The organism is Xanthomonas vesicatoria ATCC 35937 (assembly GCF_001908725.1).
In the GTDB taxonomy this organism is placed as follows: Bacteria; Pseudomonadota; Gammaproteobacteria; order Xanthomonadales; family Xanthomonadaceae; genus Xanthomonas; species Xanthomonas vesicatoria.
In genome coordinates, this window is sequence record NZ_CP018725.1 from 2,109,415 (window position 1) to 2,130,559 (window position 21,145).

Annotated in this window: 21 protein-coding genes; 2 read left to right on the plus strand and 19 right to left on the minus strand. The window is 64.4% G+C overall.

Features of this window, described 5'->3' with window-relative positions:
• Nucleotides 1-90: 90 nt before the first annotated feature.
• The 10 genes from BJD12_RS09130 to BJD12_RS09175 all read right to left on the minus strand — a co-directional run bounded on the left by BJD12_RS09130 (nucleotide 91) and on the right by BJD12_RS09175 (nucleotide 8,350).
• Nucleotides 91-678, minus strand: a complete 588-nt coding sequence (locus BJD12_RS09130) for a chorismate mutase (RefSeq protein WP_039421819.1) — start codon at nucleotides 676-678, stop codon at nucleotides 91-93.
• Nucleotides 679-908: 230 nt separating this feature from the next.
• A complete protein-coding gene (locus tag BJD12_RS09135) occupies nucleotides 909-1,331 on the minus strand; it encodes a F0F1 ATP synthase subunit epsilon (protein ID WP_005992065.1) in 423 nt (140 codons plus the stop codon).
• A gap of 168 nt (nucleotides 1,332-1,499) precedes the next feature.
• Nucleotides 1,500-2,906, minus strand: coding sequence for a F0F1 ATP synthase subunit beta (gene atpD / locus BJD12_RS09140; RefSeq protein ID WP_005992066.1), 1,407 nt, complete (start codon nucleotides 2,904-2,906; stop codon nucleotides 1,500-1,502).
• Between the two features lie 119 nt (nucleotides 2,907-3,025).
• Nucleotides 3,026-3,889: a F0F1 ATP synthase subunit gamma gene (gene atpG / locus BJD12_RS09145; protein ID WP_005992067.1), complete on the minus strand. Its 864-nt coding sequence runs from the start codon at nucleotides 3,887-3,889 to the stop codon at nucleotides 3,026-3,028.
• A gap of 184 nt (nucleotides 3,890-4,073) precedes the next feature.
• Nucleotides 4,074-5,621: a F0F1 ATP synthase subunit alpha gene (gene atpA / locus BJD12_RS09150; protein WP_005992068.1), complete on the minus strand. Its 1,548-nt coding sequence runs from the start codon at nucleotides 5,619-5,621 to the stop codon at nucleotides 4,074-4,076.
• Between the two features lie 47 nt (nucleotides 5,622-5,668).
• On the minus strand, nucleotides 5,669-6,196 hold the full coding sequence (locus BJD12_RS09155) for a F0F1 ATP synthase subunit delta (RefSeq protein WP_005992070.1): 528 nt from the start codon (nucleotides 6,194-6,196) through the stop codon (nucleotides 5,669-5,671).
• Between the two features lie 3 nt (nucleotides 6,197-6,199).
• Complete coding sequence (locus BJD12_RS09160) at nucleotides 6,200-6,670, minus strand: F0F1 ATP synthase subunit B (RefSeq protein ID WP_003483999.1); 471 nt, start codon at nucleotides 6,668-6,670, stop codon at nucleotides 6,200-6,202.
• 113 nt (nucleotides 6,671-6,783) lie between these two features.
• Nucleotides 6,784-7,086, minus strand: coding sequence for a F0F1 ATP synthase subunit C (gene atpE, locus BJD12_RS09165; RefSeq protein WP_002814105.1), 303 nt, complete (start codon nucleotides 7,084-7,086; stop codon nucleotides 6,784-6,786).
• A 72-nt stretch (nucleotides 7,087-7,158) separates the two neighbouring features.
• Nucleotides 7,159-7,959 (minus strand): F0F1 ATP synthase subunit A, encoded by an 801-nt coding sequence (atpB, locus tag BJD12_RS09170; protein WP_005992073.1) that lies wholly within the window; start codon nucleotides 7,957-7,959, stop codon nucleotides 7,159-7,161.
• Nucleotides 7,960-7,984: 25 nt separating this feature from the next.
• On the minus strand, nucleotides 7,985-8,350 hold the full coding sequence (locus tag BJD12_RS09175; protein ID WP_074059361.1) for a hypothetical protein: 366 nt from the start codon (nucleotides 8,348-8,350) through the stop codon (nucleotides 7,985-7,987).
• A 634-nt stretch (nucleotides 8,351-8,984) separates the two neighbouring features.
• Here BJD12_RS09175 and BJD12_RS09180 point away from each other — a divergent pair.
• Entirely contained in the window at nucleotides 8,985-9,797 is an 813-nt protein-coding gene (locus BJD12_RS09180) for a porin family protein (protein WP_005992077.1), read from the plus strand.
• 566 nt (nucleotides 9,798-10,363) lie between these two features.
• Here the strand turns inward: BJD12_RS09180 and lpdA are convergent.
• From lpdA to BJD12_RS09205, 5 genes are all read right to left on the minus strand, one after another.
• Nucleotides 10,364-12,196: a dihydrolipoyl dehydrogenase gene (gene lpdA, locus BJD12_RS09185; protein ID WP_005992081.1), complete on the minus strand. Its 1,833-nt coding sequence runs from the start codon at nucleotides 12,194-12,196 to the stop codon at nucleotides 10,364-10,366.
• A gap of 16 nt (nucleotides 12,197-12,212) precedes the next feature.
• The gene (locus BJD12_RS09190) at nucleotides 12,213-12,860 is read right to left on the minus strand and encodes a hypothetical protein (protein ID WP_042827966.1); all 648 of its coding nucleotides are present in this window, start codon (nucleotides 12,858-12,860) and stop codon (nucleotides 12,213-12,215) included.
• Nucleotides 12,857-14,626: a dihydrolipoyllysine-residue acetyltransferase gene (locus BJD12_RS09195; protein ID WP_005992085.1), complete on the minus strand. Its 1,770-nt coding sequence runs from the start codon at nucleotides 14,624-14,626 to the stop codon at nucleotides 12,857-12,859. Before BJD12_RS09195 ends, BJD12_RS09190 begins: the two co-directional genes overlap by 4 nt.
• A 127-nt stretch (nucleotides 14,627-14,753) precedes the next feature.
• Nucleotides 14,754-15,521 (minus strand): DUF2884 family protein, encoded by a 768-nt coding sequence (locus BJD12_RS09200; RefSeq protein ID WP_042827967.1) that lies wholly within the window; start codon nucleotides 15,519-15,521, stop codon nucleotides 14,754-14,756.
• Between the two features lie 184 nt (nucleotides 15,522-15,705).
• Entirely contained in the window at nucleotides 15,706-16,266 is a 561-nt protein-coding gene (locus tag BJD12_RS09205) for a DNA-deoxyinosine glycosylase (protein WP_039421809.1), read from the minus strand.
• A 144-nt stretch (nucleotides 16,267-16,410) separates the two neighbouring features.
• Here BJD12_RS09205 and BJD12_RS09210 point away from each other — a divergent pair, with 144 nt between their 5' ends.
• Entirely contained in the window at nucleotides 16,411-17,082 is a 672-nt protein-coding gene (locus tag BJD12_RS09210; RefSeq protein ID WP_005992097.1) for an OmpW/AlkL family protein, read from the plus strand.
• Nucleotides 17,083-17,189: 107 nt separating this feature from the next.
• Here BJD12_RS09210 and BJD12_RS09215 read toward each other — a convergent pair whose 3' ends face one another.
• The 4 genes from BJD12_RS09215 to BJD12_RS09230 all read right to left on the minus strand — a co-directional run bounded on the left by BJD12_RS09215 (nucleotide 17,190) and on the right by BJD12_RS09230 (nucleotide 21,116).
• On the minus strand, nucleotides 17,190-17,747 hold the full coding sequence (locus BJD12_RS09215) for a CcdC protein domain-containing protein (protein WP_005992099.1): 558 nt from the start codon (nucleotides 17,745-17,747) through the stop codon (nucleotides 17,190-17,192).
• A 669-nt stretch (nucleotides 17,748-18,416) separates the two neighbouring features.
• A complete protein-coding gene (locus BJD12_RS09220; protein ID WP_005992101.1) occupies nucleotides 18,417-19,217 on the minus strand; it encodes a MetQ/NlpA family ABC transporter substrate-binding protein in 801 nt (266 codons plus the stop codon).
• Nucleotides 19,218-19,413: 196 nt separating this feature from the next.
• Complete coding sequence (locus tag BJD12_RS09225; RefSeq protein WP_005992103.1) at nucleotides 19,414-20,112, minus strand: methionine ABC transporter permease; 699 nt, start codon at nucleotides 20,110-20,112, stop codon at nucleotides 19,414-19,416.
• Nucleotides 20,109-21,116: a methionine ABC transporter ATP-binding protein gene (locus BJD12_RS09230; protein ID WP_005992105.1), complete on the minus strand. Its 1,008-nt coding sequence runs from the start codon at nucleotides 21,114-21,116 to the stop codon at nucleotides 20,109-20,111. Before BJD12_RS09230 ends, BJD12_RS09225 begins: the two co-directional genes overlap by 4 nt.
• Between the last annotated feature and the right edge of the window lie 29 nt (nucleotides 21,117-21,145).

Here is a 21,145-nt window from a genome sequence, read left to right on the forward strand (position 1 = left end):
CCCGGCTCCACAGCCACCCGCGCGCAGACCACCACGCGGCACTGCATCATCGGCTCGACTGCATCCATCCACCTGGTCGATGACCACCAGCTAGGACTTGTTGCCCACCTGCTGGCAGAAGTCGCCCAGGCTGCGCACCAGTGCGGCACGATGCAGCGCGTCCAGTTGCCATTGCGCGGCATAGTGCGCGGCCGCACGCGCGGTGCTGGTTGCGCACTCGGGAGCAGCCCGCGCCGAACCTGCGGCCGCCAATGCGTCGAGTAACTCACCTTGCAGTTGATCCAGGCGCGCGCGCAGCGTGGTCAGATCCGGGCGGGCGGTCTCCGGCGCGCGGCCCCGCTCATGCCAATGATTCAGCAGTGCGTATTGCACCGCCTTGTTGGCCTCGATCTGCGCGGCAAAGAAGCGCACCGCGTCATCGGGCTCCAGTCCATGCGCGGAGGCCTGATCGCGCACGCTCAGCAATACCGCCGCTTCGCGCGTCTGATCCAATACCGGCTTGCCGCTATCCCACTTGCTCAGCGCTACCGCATCGCCGATGGCATTGCGCTGCACGATGCGGTCCAGCAGCGGATCCAGCGCCGGCTGGCTGCGGGCCGGCAACGCGCAACCCAGGAGGGCAACCGCAAGCGTGCAAGTCAGTGCATAACCGCGAAAGCCGTCGATCGAGCGGGTCATGGAGGTGTCCTCAACGTCGTGGGTGACCATGCCATGCCGCAATGAAGCGCTGCATGGCAACCAGCCACGCAGTGTGCGCGCTGTCGGCAATACGCGGCCGTGTGCCACGCAGGCGCATCTCCAAAAACGAAAAACGCCGACACGAAGGTCGGCGTTTTCAATCCATCTCTGCAGGCGGTAGTGCAGCTGAAGCGTGTCGCTTGCCCAGACACACTGGGCCAGGCAATCGATCAGTGCTTGAGGTTGCGACGCAGACGCTCCAGCGCCTGCAGCTGCACCGTTGCCTCGGCAAGCTGACGCTGCGCCTGGGCGACGTCCACCGTGTCGCCCCGGTTGGCCAGCAGACGCTCGGCTTCTTCCTTGACCTTGCGGACCGCAGCCTCGTCGATGTCCTGCGCACGCACCGCAGTGTCGACCAGCACGGTCACCACCTGCGGCTGCACTTCCAGGATGCCGCCAGAGATGGCGAAGTCCAGCTGTTCGCCACTGGCGGTGGTGACCACCACCTTGCCCGGCTTTAGGCGCGTGATCAACGGCGCGTGCTTGGGCGCGATGCCCAGCTCGCCCAACTCGCCGGTGGCGACGACCAGCGTCGCCTCACCGTGGAAGATTTCCTTCTCGGCGCTGACGATGTCGCAACGGATAGTGCTCATGGTGCCTCACTGTAGTGAGGCGGGAATGGAGAATCGGGAATCGGGAATGGGAAGAGCGGTTGGTTGCGCACTCTTCGTGATTCCCGTAGTTCCGACTCGCCTACTACCCGCCTTTACGATTCCCGATTCCCGATTCCCGATTCCAGCCGCACAGCGACTGGGATCGCATCAGGCCTTGGCGCTCATCTTGTTGGCTTTCTCGACGGCTTCTTCGATGCTGCCGACCATGTAGAACGCCTGCTCCGGCAGGTGATCGTATTCGCCGTCGCAGATCGCCTTGAAGCCGCGGATGGTGTCCTTCAGCGACACGTACTTGCCCGGCGAGCCGGTGAACACTTCGGCGACGTGGAACGGCTGGCTGAAGAAGCGCTCGATCTTGCGTGCGCGCGACACCGACTGCTTGTCTTCTTCGCTCAACTCGTCCATGCCCAGGATCGCGATGATGTCCTTCAGTTCCTTGTACTTCTGCAAGGTCTGCTGCACGCGCTGGGCGGTGTCGTAGTGCTCGGTACCGATCACCAGCGGGTCCATCTGGCGGCTGGTGGAATCCAGCGGATCCACCGCCGGGTAGATACCCAGCGAGGCGATGTTACGGCTCAGCGTGACGGTGGAATCCAAGTGGGCGAAGGTGGTCGCCGGCGACGGGTCGGTCAGGTCGTCCGCGGGCACGTACACGGCCTGGATCGAGGTGATCGAACCGCTCTTGGTCGAGGTGATGCGTTCCTGCAGCACGCCCATTTCCTCGGCCAGGGTCGGCTGGTAACCCACCGCCGACGGCATACGGCCGAGCAGCGCGGACACCTCGGTACCGGCCAGCGTGTAGCGGTAGATGTTGTCCACGAACAGCAGCACGTCCTTGCCCTTGCCGTTCTCGTCCTTCTCGTCGCGGAAGTACTCAGCCATGGTCAGGCCGGTCAGCGCCACGCGCAGACGGTTGCCCGGCGGCTCGTTCATCTGGCCGTACACCATCGCCACCTTGTCCAGGACGTTGGAGTCCTTCATCTCGTGGTAGAAGTCGTTGCCCTCACGGGTCCGCTCGCCCACGCCGGCGAACACGGACAGACCCGAGTGCGCCTTGGCGATGTTGTTGATCAGTTCCATCATGTTGACGGTCTTGCCGACGCCGGCGCCGCCGAACAGGCCGACCTTGCCGCCCTTGGCGAACGGGCACATCAGGTCGATGACCTTGATGCCGGTTTCCAGCAGTTCGGTGCTGGAGGACTGGTCTTCGTACGAAGGCGCAGTGCGATGGATTTCCCAATGGTCCGAGGCCTGCACGTCGCCGGCTTCGTCGATCGGACGACCCAGCACGTCCATGATGCGGCCCAGCGTCCCGGCGCCGACCGGCACCGAAATGGCGCGCTCGGTGTTGGTCGCCAGCAGGTTGCGCTTCAGGCCGTCGGTGGAGCCGAGCGCAATCGTGCGCACCACGCCGTCGCCGAGCTGCTGCTGCACTTCCAGGGTGATTTCGGTGCCTTCGACCTTCAACGCGTGATAGACCTTGGGTACTTCATTGCGCTGGAACTCGACGTCGACGACCGCGCCGATGATCTGAACGATCTTGCCCTGACTCATTTGGATAACTCCACTAATGTCTGTTCGATTCTTGTGTCGGGATTAGGGAAACGGGATTCGGGATTGGGAAGACCAAGTGCTGCCTCGACCATTCCCGATTCACCATTCCCTATTCCCGGCTATACGGCGGCCGCGCCGCTGACGATTTCCGAAATTTCCTGGGTGATCGCCGCCTGACGCGCCTTGTTGTAGACCAGTTGCAAGGTGCCGATCATCTTGTTGGCGTTGTCGCTGGCGGCCTTCATCGCCACCATGCGCGCGGCATGTTCGGATGCCACGTTTTCCAGCACCGCCTGATACACCAGCGACTCGATGTAACGCGTCATCACGTGCTCCAGCACGGTCGCGGCATCGGGCTCGTACAGGTAATCCCAATCGTGGTGCGCCACCTTGTGCTCGGCAGCCGGCAGCGGCAGCAGCTGATCGAAGCTGGCCTTCTGGGTCATGGTGTTCACGAAGCGGTTGTAGACCAGATACACGCGGTCCACCTTGCCGTCGATATAGGCATCGATCATTACCTTGATCACACCGATCAGCTGCTCCACCTGCGGGCTGTCGCCCAGGTGAGTCACGCTGCCGACCATGTTGACCTTGATGCGACGGAAGAAGGCCGAGGCCTTCTGACCGATGGTCACCACGTCGATCTCGGCGCCCTTGTCCTGCCACGGGCGCACTTCGCCCAGCATCTTGCGGAACAGGTTGTTGTTCAGACCGCCGGCCAAGCCACGGTCAGAAGAGATCACGATGTAACCGACCCGCTTGACCTGCTCACGCTCGACCAGAAACGGATGCTGGAAATCGGTGCTGGCCTGCGCCAGATGCCCGATCACCTGCTTCATCGCCTGCGCATACGGACGCGAGGTCTTCATGCGCTCCTGCGCCTTGCGGATCTTGGAGGCCGAGACCATTTCGAGCGCGCGCGTCACCTTGCGGGTGTTCTGCACGCTCTTGATCTTGGTTTTGATTTCGCGTCCGCCTGCCATTGCTCGCTCGCTTCGCTCGTGGGAATCGGGATTCGGGATTCGGGAATGGCCAAAGCATCCCACGTCCCGCACCACGACTTCCGAATACCTAATCTGAAGATTCGAAACGATGGTCGAGGATCAACAAGCCCTCGACCAACCGCTCTTACAAATCCCGAATGCCCAATCCCGAATCCCGGCGCCCTTACCAGGTGCCGGTGGTCTTGAACTCTGCGATGCCCTTCTTGAAGGCGGCTTCGATATCGTTGTCCCAACCGCCGGTGCTGTTGATCTTGGAGACCAGCTCGCCCTGGGTGTTGGCGAAGTGCGCGTGCAGGCCTTCCTCGAACGCCAGCAGCTTGTTGACCGGCACGTCATCGAGGTAACCCTCATTGACGGCGTAGATCGATAGCGCCTGGTTGGCGATGGACATCGGCGCGTACTGCTTCTGCTTCATCAGCTCGGTCACGCGCTGACCGCGCTCGAGCTGCTTGCGGGTGGCTTCGTCCAGGTCAGAGGCGAACTGCGCGAACGCCGCCAGCTCACGGTACTGCGCCAGCGAGATACGGATGCCGCCGGACAGCTTCTTGATGATCTTGGTCTGGGCCGCGCCACCGACGCGCGACACCGAGATACCGGCGTTCACGGCCGGACGGATACCGGCGTTGAACAGGTCGGTTTCCAGGAAGATCTGGCCGTCGGTGATCGAAATCACGTTGGTCGGCACGAAAGCGGACACGTCGCCGGCCTGCGTTTCGATGATCGGCAGCGCGGTCAGCGAGCCGGTCTTGCCGGTCACCGCACCGTTGGTGAACTTCTCCACGTATTCCTCGGACACGCGCGCGGCGCGCTCCAGCAGGCGGCTATGCAGATAGAACACGTCGCCCGGATAGGCTTCACGACCCGGCGGACGCTTCAGCAGCAGCGAGATCTGGCGGTAGGCCACGGCCTGCTTGGACAGATCGTCGTACACGATCAGGGCGTCTTCGCCGCGGTCCATGAAGTATTCGCCCATGGTGCAGCCGGCGTAGGGGCTGATGTACTGCATCGCGGCCGATTCGGACGCGGTCGCAGCCACCACCACGGTGTGCGCCAGCGCGCCGTTCTCTTCGAGCTTGCGCACGATGTTGGCAACGGTCGAGGCCTTCTGGCCGATCGCCACGTATACGCACTTGATGCCGGTGCCCTTCTGGTTGATCACCGCATCGATCGCCAGCGCGGTCTTGCCGGTCTGACGGTCGCCGATGACCAGCTCGCGCTGGCCGCGGCCGATCGGGATCATCGCATCGACCGACTTGTAGCCGGTCTGCACCGGCTGGTCGACCGACTTGCGCCAGATCACGCCGGGCGCCACGCGCTCGACCGGTGCGGTCTGGGTGGCACCCAACGGGCCCTTGCCGTCGATCGGCTCGCCCAGCGCGTTGACCACGCGACCGAGCAGTTCCGGACCCACCGGCACTTCCAGGATGCGGCCGGTGGTCTTGGCCACGTCGCCTTCGCGCAGGTTCTCGTAGTCGCCCAGCACCACGGCGCCGACCGAATCGCGCTCCAGGTTCAAGGCCAGGGCGAAGGTGTTGTTCGGCAGTTCGATCATTTCGCCCTGCATCACGTCGGCCAGGCCGAAGATGCGCACGATGCCGTCGGACACGCTGGTCACGGAGCCTTCGTTGCGCGACTCTGCGGACAGCTTGACCGCATCGATGCGGGTCTTGATCAGGTCGCTGATTTCGGAGGGGTTGAGCGTGGTTGCCATCGTTCAGTCCTAGGTGCCGGCCGCGAGGGCCATGCGTTTATGTGAATTCAGTGGGCGAGCGAGCTTTGCAGACGCGCAAGCTTGCCCTTCAGCGAGCCGTCGATGACCACGTCGCCGGTGTCGATCACCGCGCCGCCGATCAACGAAGCATCCACCGCGGTAGTGATGTCCACTTCGCGGCCAAAACGCTTCTTCAGCGCAGCAGCGATCGTGTCCAGTTCCGCCGGGCTCATTGCAGCCGCCGAGGTCACCGTCGCCTTGACGACGTGTTCGGCTTCGGCACGCAATTGTTCGTACAGTCCTGCCACTTCTGGCAGCAGCGACAGCCGCTGCGCGTCGGCCAGCACGCCGAGGAAACGCAGATAGTCCTCGCCCGCCTGCGGCGGCGCTAGCAAGGTCACTGCCTGATCCTGGCCCAGGGCCGGGTTGAGCAGCAACGCAGCCACGCGCGGGTCGCCGGCCACCTGGGCCGAAAACGCCAGCGCATCGGACCAGGGCGCGAAGTTGCCGCCCTCACGCGCGATCGCAAACGCGGCGCGGCCGTACGGACGGGCAAGGGTGAGGGCCTGACTCATCGATTAAATCTCCGCCGCCAGCTCGTCGAGCAGCGCCTTGTGGGCGTTGGCATCGATTTCGCGCTTGAGCAGCTTCTCGGCACCGCTGACGGCCAGCACGGACACCTGCTTGCGCAGTTCCTCGCGGGCACGCGTGGCGGACGCGTCGATCTCGGTCTGTGCCAGATCCTTCTGACGGTTGGCTTCGGCAATTGCCTCGAGCTTGGCCGCTTCGATGATCTGGTTGGCGCGCGCATGGGCCTGATCGATGATCTCGTTGGCCTTGGTGCGTGCGTCCTTCAATGCTTCGTTGACCTTTTCCTGCGCCTGCGCCAGATCCTTCTGACTGCGATCGGCTGCGGCAAGACCTTCAGCGATCTTTTGCTGACGCTCTTCGATCGCCTGCAGCAGCGGCGGCCAGATCTTGGTCGCGACGATCCAGATCAGACCGGCGAAGGCCAGCGCCTGGGCAAAGATGGTAAGGGTGATATCCATGGGTCGCTCAATCGCTGTTTAGGGGTGAAAGCGCCGCCGCAGTGGCGACGCTTTCCGACCTTCATCCGCGGACGCAGCCGCACGGGCTGCCTCCACATCCTGCTACCGCTGGATCAGCCAGCAGCCTGCGACAGACGCTCGATGAACACCTGGGCCAGCGGGTTGGCGAAGGCGAACAGCAGGCCGACGGCGACGCTGATGATGAACGCGGCGTCGATCAGGCCGGCGGTGATGAACATACGCACCTGCAGCACCGGGATCAGCTCCGGCTGGCGCGCGGCCGATTCCAGGAACTTGCCAGCCATGATGGCCAGACCGAGGCCGGCACCCAGCGCGGCCAGGCCGATCATGATGCCGACGGCGAGGACGGTGGAGCTCTGGACTTGAGCGAGGTTGGTCAGGACGGCGAGGTACATGGTGATCTCCGAACGAAAGTTTCTAAGGGTGATGGATGAAGCGGAATGAAGCAGATGAAGGGTGACGCAAACTCAGTGACTGTCTTCGGCCAGGCTCAGATACACGATCGACAGCATCATGAAAATGAAGGCCTGCAGCGGAATCACCAACAGGTGGAACAGCATCCAGCCGAGGCCGAATACGCCGCCAGCGACCATGCCGGCGATGCCCGCACCGCCCAGCACCCAGATCAGCAGGAAGACGATCTCGCCGCCGAACATGTTGCCGAACAGTCGCATCGCCAACGAAATCGGCTTGCTCAGCCACTCGACGATGTTCAAAAGCAGGTTGAACGGCATCATCCACTTGCCGAACGGCGCCGTCAGGAATTCCTTCGTCATACCGCCCACGCCCTTGGAGCGCAGCGAGAAGACGATCATCAGGAAGAACACGCTGATCGACATGCCCAAGGTGGCGTTGACGTCGGCGGTGGGCACCGGCTTCCAGGCATGAATGCCTGCCCAGCCCAGCGGAATGGCGATGAAATCGGCCGGAACCATCTTGATGAGATTCATCAACAGGATCCAGAAGAAGATGGTGATCGCAATTGGCGTCACCAGCTTGCTGCTGCCGTGATAGGTGTCCTTGGCCTGCCGGTCGACAAATTCCAGGCAAATTTCCACGAACGCCTGCCACTTGCCCGGCACGCCGGCCGTGGCATTGCGGGTCGCCGTCCAGAACGCCAGCACCATGACCAGGCCCATCAACACCGCCATGACCAGGGTGTCGACGTGGATGGTCCAAAACGTGCCGCCACCCTCGCGAACCGGATAGATCAGGTTCTGCAAGTGATGCTGGATATAGGAGGTAGGGGTTGCTGCCTCGCCCGCCATGTGTCTGGAGCCCTTTAAGTTCGAATCAACGTCTGGCCAGAGCCAGAACCTGAAAAATCAACCCGATGGCGATACCCGCCAACAGAGCCAGAGGAGGCAGCCGCCACAGGGCAAAGCCCAGCGACAACGCCGCAAATACCAACACCCACTTCAGCACCATCGCCAGCACCAACCGCACCATCGCGATGCCTGCTGCCTGGATGCCACCACCGAGCGCGGTACGTGCCGCAACCCAACCGCCCAGTACCGTTGCAAACCCGGTCAATGCCAGACCGGCAGAGTAACGGGGACCGACCAACAGCAACCCCAGACTGGTTATAGCTACGGCGGCAAGCGGATATACCGCAGCGCGCAGCATCAACCGCCGACCCGCGTCAACGGAGTTCAGCACTACGGTTACCTTACGTGTGAATGAGGGGGAAGCGCAGTTGCGCCTCGTCTAGCCGCGAAAGTATAGCAATGGGACAAATTGCGAGACAACCGGCAAAGGTCATTCGCTGCTGCAGCGCACCAAGAACCTGCCGCGGCGGCGGGTGGGAACTTTGCCACAAACTGGCGGTCGGAACCTACGAGGCCTGCACATCCTCGTCGAAAGGTACCGCCGCAGGTCGCGTATGGGAGCCCTGGGAGACCGGGGCTCCTGCTTTTTACGCATTTTGTCGCACCCTGACACTTTCCCATCCGCGGTCCAATCCGCTGCAGTGCACGATCGATTCGGTCTCGCCGGCGCCGCAACGAGGGCTCCCATGCCGCTTGAGTCGGCTTGAGTTGCGCAGTGCACGGCGACAACCGTACCTGTAGGTATGCACTGCGACACACTTTTTGCATGTCGTTTCCAGGGAGAGTTTTCTTGATGCCAACGCGCCATGCCCATGCCCATTAGGCGTGCGGACCGTTTTGTCCGATTGCTATGTCCGCCTTCACAGTTGTGCGACAGGTTCTTCACTTATGGAAGACGCCAGCTTATCGATAGTGCGCGCCACTGGCCCAAACGGCCTGACCATTCCAAGAATCCGGAGCTCCCCATGAAACACCTCCTCGCACTGGCGATCCCGTGCGTTCTGGCCGTCGCCTACGTCGCGCCCGCACACGCCGAAGATACCGACGACCGCTTCCAGCTTCGCCTCGGTGCGATGAATGTGGACAACGACAACACCATCCGCGGCAATACGCTGCTGGCGGGCAACAACGTGTCGGTCAACGAAGATTTCAAGCTGGGCGGCCAGGAATGGGAACCGCGCGTCGATGGCGTGTTCCGCATCAGCACCCGTCAGCGCCTGATCTTCGACTACTTCAAGTACGACAAGGATCGCCGCGAAACCCTGACCCAGGACCTGAGCGCCGGCGGCGTCACCGTGCCAACCGGCAGCTTCATCAAGGGTGAACTGAAGTATCAGGTCGCCACCTTGGTGTACGACTACTCGGTCATCGATTCGCCGGAACTCAGCCTGGGCCTGCAGATCGGTGCGGAGTACGCAAAGGTTGAAGCCAATGCCTACGCCGACCTGGGCAGCGTATTCAGTGGCGATGTGGTGGACGAAAGCGAAGACGGCGCAGCGCCGGTGGTGGGTATCCGCTTCACTGCACGCCCGAGCGAGCACTGGCTGTTCAATGTGCAGGGCCAGTACCTCAACACCAGCTGGGGCGACTTCGGCGACTACGACGGCGACCTGAGCCGCGCCAATGCGATGGCCGAATACCGCTTCACCAAGAACTTCGGCATCTTCGCCGGCTACGACTGGTTCAAGCTCGATGTCGACCAGCGCGGCAGCGATGGCCTGATCGGCCTGAAGCAGGAGTTCAAGGGCCCGGTGGCAGGCGTGACGTTCGCGTTCTGATCTGCGCCACAGTTGCAAGCAAACGGCCCGCCCAGTGCGGGCCGTTTGCGTTTCGGCTGCCCCTGCGGCGTCGCGCTGGCAAAGGGAACAGGCGCGCAACGTCCATACCCGCTTCCGAGGCGCAACTGCGCAGCAACGCCTAGGCAGAGCTGTGCCGCCCATGCGGGTCTTGCACACCGACGCGCCAGTTGCGCGCCCTTTCAAGTCCTATCGCATTGCCACGCTGCACGGGGAGCACCGCGCCGACCAACGCACCTGGCGCGCGTGCACGTCGTCAACCAGCGGCACAGGGCCGCTGTGCATCCGCAAGGACGCTCACTCGACGATGCACTCGCCGCCCTTGATCCCCCTTCACCTGCCGCAGCACGGTGACGTCCCGCAGCGGATCGCCGCTGACCGCGATCAGATCGGCATAGCGGCTTGGCGCAATGGCTCCGACGTCGTTACTGCGCCCAGAGCCTCCTGGCAGGAACGGCAGCAATCATCACCGCGATAACGCGCCCATGCCCATCACGACAACGCCCCGCATCGAGCGGGGCGTTGCTGACGGCTACAGATCTGCGCGGTTACTTCTTCTTCGGGATGTACAGGTCGGTGATGGTGCCGTCGTACACCTCGGCCGCCATGCCGACCGACTCGCTCAGGGTCGGATGGGCATGGATGGTGTGACCGACATCTTCGGCCTCGGCGCCCATCTCGATGGCCAGGCCGATCTCGGCCAGCAGGTCGCCGGCATGCACGCCGACGATGGCGCCACCGATGATCCGGTGGGTGTCTTCGTCGAAGATCAGCTTGGTGAAGCCTTCGGTGCGGCCGATGCCGATCGCGCGACCACTGGCGGCCCACGGGAACTTGGCCACGCCGACCTTCAGACCCTTGGCCTTGGCTTCGGTCTCGGTGACGCCGACCCAGGCGATTTCCGGATTGGTGTACGCCACCGACGGGATCACCCGCGCCACCCATTCCTTCTTCTCGCCGGCCGCCACTTCAGCGGCCAGCTTGCCTTCGTGGGTGGCCTTATGCGCCAGCATCGGGTTACCGACGATGTCGCCGATGGCGAAGATGTGCGGCACGTTGGTGCGCATCTGCCGGTCGACCGGGATGAAGCCGCGGTCGGTAACGGTAACGCCGGCCTTTTCCGCGCCGATCTTCTTGCCGTTGGGCGAACGCCCCACGGCCACCAGGACGCGATCGAACGCAGTGGCCTGCAGGCCGGGTTTCTCGCCCTCCACGGCCGCTTCGAACGACACCGTGATGCCGGCGCCGTCGGCGGTGACGTCGGTGGCCTTGGTCTTGAGATGGACTTCAACGCCCTGCTTTTTGAGACGATCGGCCAGCGGCTTGACCAGGTCCTTGTCGGCGCCCGGCATCAGCTGGTCCATGAACTCGACCACGGTGACCTTGCTGCCGAGGGCGCTGTACACCGTGGCCATTTCCAGGCCGATGATGCCGCCGCCGACCACCAGCAGGGTCTTGGGAATGTCGTGCAGCTCCAGCGCGTCGGTGGAGTCCATCACGCGCTTGTCGTCCCACGGGAAGTTGGGCAGTTTCACCGCCTGCGAACCGGCGGCGATGATGCAGTGCTCGAAGCGCAGCAGCTGGGTCTTGCCGTCGTCGCCGACGATTTCCAGCTCGTTGGGCGACACGAAGCTGGCCACACCGGTAACGGTGCGCACCTTGCGCTGCTTGGCCATGCTGGCCAGCCCGCCGGTGAGCTTGCCGACCACTTTTTCCTTGTACTCGCGCAGCTTGTCCAAAGTGATCTTGGGCTGACCGAAGTCCACGCCGAAGTCGCCGGCATGGGCCACTTCGTCGATCACCGCGGCGGCATGCAGCAGCGCCTTGGACGGGATGCAGCCCACGTTGAGGCAGACTCCGCCGAGGCTGGCGTAGCGCTCGATCAACACCGTGTCCAGGCCCAGGTCGGCCGCGCGGAAGGCGGCGGTGTAGCCGCCGGGGCCGGCACCGAGCACCACCATCTTGCAGTCGATATCGGCGGCCTTGCCGCTGGCCAGCGCCGGCTTGGGCGCAGCAGGTTCGGCCGGGGCGCGGTGCGACGGCGTGACCGGCGGTTTGCTGCCGGGCGCGGCGGCCGCAGGGGCTGCAGCAGGCGCAGCGGCCTTGGTCTCGGCCTTGGCGGGCGCAGGCGCGGCGGCCTCGCCTTCGGTTTCCAACAGCAGCACCACCGCCCCTTCGGACAGGGTGTCGCCAATCTTGACCTTGAGTTCCTTGACCACGCCGGCAGCCGAGGACGGCACTTCCAACGTTGCCTTGTCCGACTCCAGCGTCACCAGGCCCTGGTCCTTGGCCACGCTGTCGCCCACGGCGACCAGCACTTCGATGACGGGGACATCGCTGTAATCGCCGATGTCAGGAACCTTGATTTCAATGACCGCCATTTGCTTCTCCTGTGGCTCAACCGGCCGTGCCGGCAAGCGTCTGCTGGAGTTCATCCAGCGACGATTCGATTTGGGTCCAGCGCTTGTCGCGCTTCTTTTCCTTGCCGTCGCTGGCTTCGATCAACAGCGCGGCCTGCTGCAGCAGCAGCTCACCAGCGCCGCAGCTGGGGCGCGTGCCGCTGTAGCGCACGCCCTCGACCTGGAACGACAGCACTTCGCCCTCGGTGACCGGTGCGGTGCGGCCGCTCGGTGCCAGCTGGGTCAGCGCCGCGGTCCAGTTGCTGACCAGACGCTTGGCCACGGCGGCCGGAATCGGGATCTCAACCGTTTCCGGGGTCTGTTCGGTGCGGAACTGCACGCTGCCGCGACCAGCCTCGCTGACCCAGTTGTAGACGCGCTCGTCGGCACGGCTATGCCGCAGGGTCCAGTCGCCGCCGTCCTTGCCCGGCACCAGCGACACGCCGCTTTCCACGCCACGTGTGGGCAGGGTCAGCAACGACAACGCCGGCTTGCTGGCGCCGTCGAGCAGCGTGCTCACCGCGGTACCGTAGTTGCCCACGGCCGGCGGCCAGCCGCGCCCTAGCGTGCTGTCGCACTCGCGTGCCACCGCACAGGTACACGGCAACACACCAAGCAAGGCGATCGTCAGCGCCGCAGCCCTCACAGCAGGACGCGACGCATGTCGGCCAGCACCTGGCTGAGGTAGGTGGTGAAGCGGGCCGCCAGCGCGCCATCGATGACGCGGTGGTCGTAGCTCAACGACAACGGCAGCATCAGCTTGGGCGCAAACTCCTTGCCGTTCCACACCGGCTGCATCGCCGACTTGGACACGCCCAGGATCGCCACTTCCGGTGCATTGATGATGGGCGTGAAGGCGGTGCCGCCGATGCCGCCGAGCGAGCTGATCGAGAAGCAGCCGCCGCTCATATCGGCCGGGCCGAGCTTGCCATCGCGCGCCTTTTTAGCCAGCTCGCCGCTTTCCTGAGCGATCTGCAGCACGCCCTTTTTGTCGACGTCGCGGATCACCGGCACCACCAGGCCATTCGGCGTATCGGCCGCAAAACCGATGTTGATGTACTTCTTCAGCGTGAGGTTTTCGCCGGCCGCATCGAGCGAGGCGTTGAACTCGGGGAACTTTTTCAGCGCCGCGGCGCTGGCCTTGACCAGGAAGGCGAGCATGGTGAGCTTGATGCCCGCCTTCTCGTTTTCCTTGTTGAGCGCCACGCGCAGGGCTTCCAGGTCGGTGATGTCGGCCGATTCGAACTGGGTGACGTGCGGGATCATCGCCCAGTTGCGCGCCAGGTTGGCACCGGAAATCTTCTTGATGCGCGACAGCGGCTGGGTCTCGGTCTCGCCGAACTTGCTGAAGTCCACCTTCGGCCAGGCCAGCAGGTTCAGGCCATTGCCGCCACCGGCCGGCGCAGCACCGGCTGCGGCAGGCGCGCCGCCGCTGAGTGCGGCCTTGACGTAGCGCTGCACGTCTTCACGGGTGATGCGGCCGCCCCTCTCGCTGCCCTTGAGCTGGTTCAGGTCCACGCCCAGTTCGCGTGCGAACACACGCACCACCGGGCTGGCGTACGCCACCTTGGATGGCAGCACGCTGTCGGCATCGAAGGTCACCGGCGGGCTGGACGGGTTACCGGCAGAGGGCTGGCTGGTCTGTGCAGGCTGCGAAGACTCGCTGGAGCGCGCGCCCTGCACCTGCGCGATTTCGCGCTGGGCCAGCTTGTCCGGCTCGGCCGATACCGCGACCGGCTCGACCTTGCCGGCGGTTTCGGCAGTGTCGGTGGTGGGCTTGGCCGGCGACTGCGCCGCACCGGCGCCGCCATCGCTGGCAGCAATGATCGCCACCACATTGCCCTGCGACAGCGTGTCGCCCACCTTGACCTTGAGTTCCTTGACGACGCCAGCGGCCGAGGACGGCACTTCCATCGTGGCCTTGTCCGATTCCAGCGTGACCAGGCTCTGGTCCTTGGCGACGGTATCGCCGACAGCGACCAGCACCTCGATCACCGGGATGTCGGTGTAGTCGCCGATATCCGGCACGCGCGCTTCGACCAGACCGCCTTCCGAAGCGGCAACTGGTGCGGCCGGCTCAGCCTTGGCGGCAGGTGCCGGCGCAGCGGCGGGTGCTGCCTTGGCCGGAGCCGCGGCAGCAGCGGGCTTGGCTGCGGTCTCGGCACCGGCGTCGGCCACTTCGATCAGCGCAACAAGCGCGCCCTGCGACAGCGCATCGCCGACCTTGACCTTGAGTTCCTTGACCACGCCGGACACCGACGAGGGCACTTCCATCGTGGCCTTGTCCGATTCCAGCGTGACCAGACTCTGGTCCTTGCTGACCGTATCGCCGACCGACACCAGCACCTCGATTACCGGGACGTCGCTGTAGTCACCGATATCGGGGACAAGTGCTTCCTTGATTTCGGCCATACGGGGAACTCCGGCAACAGATGGGGAAACCCCTATTGTGGCCGGCCACGGGCCGTAGCGCCAACCATTGCCGCGGAAAAAATCGCACGGCCGGCAGGATGCAGCGTCCGCGCACGCACAGGCATGCTTATTTCGTGGTGCGTCGATCCACCCGCAACAGTTGCAGTGGCTCGCCCGAGGGCAAACGATACGCCAGCGCATTGTCCAGCCCATCCAGCGCTTCGACGCGGTCGCACAGGCGCTGCGCACGCGGGCGCAATGCACGCGCCTGCGGCTCGACCAGACGTTCGATGCGCGCTTCCAGGCCATCGAGCGAGCGCAGCTGCACAGCGTTGCCGGTGAGCCCGGACTGCACCGCACCGGCAACCACATCGCCAATCAACTGCGGCAGCACCTCGGCGACCAGCGCGCCGATGTCGTCGTCGATGTTCACCGGCGTCAGCTGGCTTTTGCTGAAGCTCTGCTTCAAACGCAGATCGATCTTCTCGCGCACGCTGGCCAGCTGCGCGCGGGTCGCCTCGGGGCTGCGGCTGAATCCGGCCGCCACTTCGCCGAGCGCGGTGACCGCGATGTCTGCAGCCTCACGGCCGACCTCCTGCGCCAGCGGCACCACCTCGCGGGTCTGCCGTTCGAACTGGACCAGCCGGGTGTGGTCGTCTGCGCTCAGCGTCACCCAGCGATCGTCGACGAACAACGCACCCTGGCGCATCACCAGCCGCGCGGGCGCGCCGGAGGATTCACCCGTGCGGATCAGGATCAGGCTGCGCGGGTTGAGCGTCAGGTCGTAATCGCTGCTGACATCGCACTGCATATCGTCGGCAACGGCCACCTCCGCTGCAGCGAAAAGGCCCAGTGCCAGCACGGCCGCCATCGTCATTGCGTATCTGATCGTCATCGCGGCGCTCCTTCATCTGCTGCCTGCACTGTGCGGCCACGCGCTGCGGGCTGCCTGTGCCGAACGCTGGCATGACTGATGGCGGCAGCTGGCAGTATGGCGATTGCGTGCGCACGCGCTGACCGGCAGGCAGCGCGCCGGTCCGCATCATCGTCGACGATGCCTGACGCTTGCCAAAGCCACCTCAGTCCAGCGCATCGCGTACCGGTTGCCATGCATCGCATAGCCGCGGCAGCGACCAGGCGGCGTTGGCCGGACTGGTGGACGGCAACGCCACCAACGGCACGCCGCGCGCCTCTGGCGACAGCAGCAGATGGATGTGGCGACGCCAGGCCTGCGCCGCCGCAGTGCCATTGCAGGCGACCATGCGCAGCTGCGGCAAGCGTTCCAGCACGGCAGGCAGCGGATTGACCACGACGCTGTCTGCAACGATGGCAGCATCCAGGCTGCCGCGACGCGCGCATTGGCCGATCACATCCCATACGCCGACGCCGCGCGCGTTCAGCGCCTGCATGCGCAAGGCATACGGTGCGGCGGCATCAATATCTAAAAGGGCATGCATCACGGACCAGAACCGATTGCGTGGATGCGCGTAGTAGCGCCCCGCCTGCAATGAGGCGATTCCGGGCATCGAGCCGAGCACCAATACACGGCAATCGTTAGGAATGTGCGCTGGCAAGCCGTCACGAACGTGCTTTTTCGTCACGGCAATCGCATCTGCGTGAATGTCTTTTTCAGCCTGCATGTCGCAACCACGGCCTTCTTGGGAAAGTTCCTGAACAAACGAAATTTTAGCGAGTCGCAGGTGGGCGTGGATTCAGATTTTCAGGAATAGCTTTGGCGCGGCCCACTCCACGGGCCTAACAAAAATTATGCGAGGAGACCCCCAATGCGTGCCATTTCCATCCTGAGCCTGGCTGCTGTATCCGCACTTGCGATTGCACCGTCCGCGTTCGCGCAGGACACGACCTACACCGGGGACACCTCCTCGACTTCCACCAGCGCCGATAGCGCCTCCGGCAAGCATTGGGCAGTGGTCGGCGGCGTTGCCCTGATCAAGCCGAAGAACGATCCGGCTCCGGGCTTGGACGTCGATGGCGGCCCCGCGCCGACGCTGAGCGCCAGCTACTACATCAACGACAATTGGGCTGTTGAACTGTGGGGCGCTGCCGACAAGTTCAACCACCGCGTCAACGCCGATGGCGTGGGCAAGGTCGGTACCGTCGAGCAGCAGCCGATCGCCATCAGCGGCCAGTACCACTTCGGCCAGGCCGACAATGTGTTCCGTCCGTTCGTGGGCGTGGGCTATTACGAGTCGAACTTCAGCAATGAGAAGATCGATGCGGCATCGACCACCGGTCAGCACGTGGGCCTGGATACCGCCAAGGGCGTGATCGGCACCGTCGGTGTTGACATGAACATCAACTCCACCTGGTTTGCTCGTGCCGACGCCCGTTACATGCGCTCGCGTCCGGAACTGCGTGTGGGCGGCCAGGGTACCGGCAGCGAGCTGGAACTGGATCCGTGGACCGTCGGCTTCGGTGTCGGTGCGCGCTTCTAAGCACACAGCGACAGAGAACGTCTGAGTCGAAAGAACGGGCCGCAAGGCCCGTTTTTTTATGCATAACATCGACAGGTGTCGACCTGCGTCGATGCATGACTTGCGCCTCAACGCCAATAGACGCTGCCGCGCAACCGCGCGGTGCGCCAACGCCACCACAGCAAGGTGGCATAAGCCAGCGCGTAGCCGAGCAGCACGCCGGCGGCGCCCAACAGGCTGGCGTGGCTGAGCCAGCCATCGACCGGCCACGCCACGCCCTGCCAGGCGCTGCGCCAGCCCTGCACCATGCCGGCGATCACCCGCACCACCACCAGCGCGGTCAACGCGAGCACGAGCCAGAGATTGGGCCGATAGAACAAACCTTTTGGGGTGCGTTCGAACCGGGTCAGGCGCAACGCCAGCAGACCCAGTGCCAACCCGCATGCCCAACCGAACCCGGCATGACTCATCGCACCTGGCCAGAATGCCGCGGCGATCGCGGTAAAAATCACGAATAGCACACTGGACAGCACAGCCGACGCGAGGTTGATCATCAGCAACCAGCCGCGTGCCTGCCGGCGTGCGGTACCGACACGGAAACGTTGCAGCAGCGACAACGGGAACAGCACCGCAAACACCGCCAGGGCGATGATCACGGCCAGCGGAATGGCAAGAAGCAGGGGCATCGCGTCGGTGACCGGAGAACAAGGCAGACCACGCTACTACGCCTGCGTCAGGCGCGCGTGTTCAGTGCCGCAGGCGCAATCGGCCGCGCACGCTTGCAGGCGCTTCACAGGGCAGCGCCCGGCTCGGTGAGTGGCTGGGGACGCGGCCTGCGTCAACGCACATCGCATAGATGCGAGAGCGTCCCGCGCCACATCCAGTAGTGCGGAACGCATCGCGATCGACTGGGTACGATGCGCAGACAGCGGCACACTGCATCAAAGCACGCTGATCAGGTTCCCGCGCATGTCATGCCACGCTTGCAATTCAGAGATTTACGTCCATGGCCTTTGGCATCTTGGGGAAGGACGAGGCTTAATTCGACCTTATCAGGGATGACGAGACTTATTCAGCGTTGCCTTCGCAGTGCGCACGTGCGCATGGCTCAGTTGAACAGCAATATCGCGATGTTGGCAAGCTTCGCTTTGAAGCTTCGCACCTTGTCGTTGCGTTCTGTTGCAGCGCAAAGATGGCGTTGTTGCAGCCGTCAGGCGCGGCTGGACGCGGCGATCGGCACAGCGCTTGCGGCTCGGATTCGGACGCCTCGCGCATTGCTCACGTACTGCATCCGGGCCCTGGCCATCATGGGCCGCGCGCATCAGCTGGTGAGCGCGGCCGTGTCGTTATCGCGCTCAGAACGCGGGCAGGACCGCGCCCTTGTACTTCTGTTCGATAAAGGCCTTCACTTCCGGGCTGGTCAATGCCTTGGCCAGCTTCTGCACGCGCGGGTCGTCCTTGTTGTCTGCGCGTGCCACCAGGAAGTTCACGTATGGCGACTCCTTGCTTTCGATCGCCAACGCATCGCGTGTCGGGTTTAGCCCGGCGTCGAGCGCGTAGTTGGTGTTGATCAATGCCAGGTCGACCTGATCCAGCACGCGCGGCAGCATCGCCGAATCGAGCTCACGGAATTTCAGCTGCTTGGGGTTGTCGACGATGTCGCGCTGGGTAGACAGCGCGTTGCTCGGGTCCTTGAGTTTGATCACGCCGGCCTTGTCGAGCAGGATCAGCGCGCGGCTGTTGTTGCTCGGGTCGTTGGGGATCACCACGTCGGCACCGGTCGGCAGAGCGGCCAGGGCCTTGAAGCGGCGCGAATACGCGCCGAACGGCTCGATGTGCACGCCAACCACCGTCACCAGCTGGCTCTTGCGGTCGCGGTTGTAAGCGTCCAGGTAAGGCTCGGTCTGAAAATAATTGACGTCGATCTGCTTCTGCACGACCTGGTCGTTGGGCTGCACGTAGTCGTTGAACACGCGCACGTCCAGCTTCACGCCTTGCTTGGCCAGCAGTGGTTCGACCACTTCCAGGATTTCGGCGTGCGGCACTGCGGTGGCGGCCACGGTGAGGGTGTCGCCACCGCTGCCGGCATTGCCGCCGCAGGACGCCAACGCAAGCGTGGCCGCAGCCAGAAGGGAACGAAACGCAAATGTGCTCATCAAAGGGTCCGTGGGAGGAGGAATGCGGGCGGGCCGCAGTTGTTAAACCTAGCAGACCGCAGGTGCGGCGGCGATGCGTCGGCCCACAGCGGCGTGCTTGCAGGACAAGCACCGGTACGCTGCCAGCGCATCCGCGTGCAGCGCCGATACGGCGTGCACTGCGGCCACCGGTTGCGTGCGCGGCGTGGCGACTGGCTCAGCGGCGGCTGTAGCGTGCCACCAGACGGTCGCCCAGCATCTGCAACAGTTGCACCAGCACCAGCAAGGCAATGACGGTGATCAAGGCGACGTCGGCATGCGAGCGCATATAGCCCTCGCGGTAGGCCACATCACCCAGGCCGCCGGAGCCGATTGCACCGCCCATGGCGGTGAACCCGATCAGCGCGATGGTGGTGACGGTGGCGCCGGCGATCAGGCCGGGGCGCGCTTCGGGCAACAGCACCCACAGCACCAGCTGGCGCGTGGTGGCGCCCATCGCCTGGCTGGCTTCGATAATGCCGCGGTCCACCTCGCGCAAGGCGGTTTCCACCAGGCGCGCATAGAACGGTGCGGCGCCCACCACCAGCGGCAGAATCGCGCCGCGCACGCCGAGCGAGGTGCCCATCAGCATCAGCGTGAGCGGAATCATCGCGATCATCAGAATGATGAAGGGCACCGAGCGCAGCAGGTTGATCACCAGCGCCAGCGCGCCATACAGCACTGGGCGGCGGCGCAGCTGCGGGGCGCCGCACAGGAACAGCGCAACGCCCAGCGGCAGGCCGATCAGCAAGGTCAGCGGTAGCGCGCCGGCCAGCATCAGCAAGGTGTCCAGCGTCGCCTGCCCGATGTCACCCCATTTGGCGGCATCGAGATTGCGGAAAAAGCCGCCAGCGGCGGCGATCGATAGCGGGTTCATACGCGCAGGTCCTCCACGTGCACGCCGGCGGCGACGAAGCCTGCGCGCGCTGCGTTCTGGTCGCCACCGGTCAGGGCGACGATGAGCTGGCCGTAAGGCGTGTCCTTGATGCGGTCCACGCGCCCGGACAGGATGTTGTAGTCGACCCCGGTATCGCGGGCGATGCGGCCAAGCACCGGCTCATAGGTACCGTTACCCAGGAAGGTCAGCCGCACGATGTGCCCACCGACGGCGGCAAAATCGCGGTGCAGCTCGGCCTCGTCCACGTGTTCGGCCTCCGACACGAAGCGCCGCGTGGTGGCATGTTTGGGATGCAGAAAGACCTCGGTGACCGGGCCGGTTTCCACCAGCTTGCCGGCGTCCAGCACCGCCACGCGGTCGCAGACGCGGCGGATCACGTCCATCTCGTGGGTGATCAGCACGATGGTCAGGCCCAGCTCGCGGTTGATCTGCGCCAGCAGCTGCAGCACCGAGGCGGTGGTCTGCGGGTCCAGCGCGCTGGTGGCCTCGTCGCACAGCAGGATCTGCGGCCGGGTGGCCAGCGCGCGCGCGATGCCCACCCGCTGTTTTTGGCCGCCGGACAGTTGCGCCGGATACTTGTTGGCGTGCTCTTGCAGGCCGACCCGGGCCAGCAGCTCGGCCACCCGCGCATCGATCTCGGCGCGCGCGGTGCCGGCCAGTTCCAACGGAAAGGCCACATTGCCGGCCACGGTGCGCGAGGACAGCAAGTTGAAGTGCTGGAAGATCATGCCGATGCGCCGGCGCAGGCCACGCAGGCCCTGGCTATCCAGCGCGGTGACGTCTTCCTCGCCGATCAGCAGGCGTCCGCCGCTAGGCTCTTCCAGCCGATTGATCAGCCGGATCAGCGTGGATTTGCCGGCACCGGAATGACCGATGATGCCGAACACCTCACCGGGGCCGATCCGCAGATCGAGCGGGTGCAGTGCCACGATCTGGCGACCGTCGACGGAGTAAGACTTGTGGAGGCCCTGAAACTGGATCACCGCGCGTGGCCGATTGGGGGGTCGTGAAG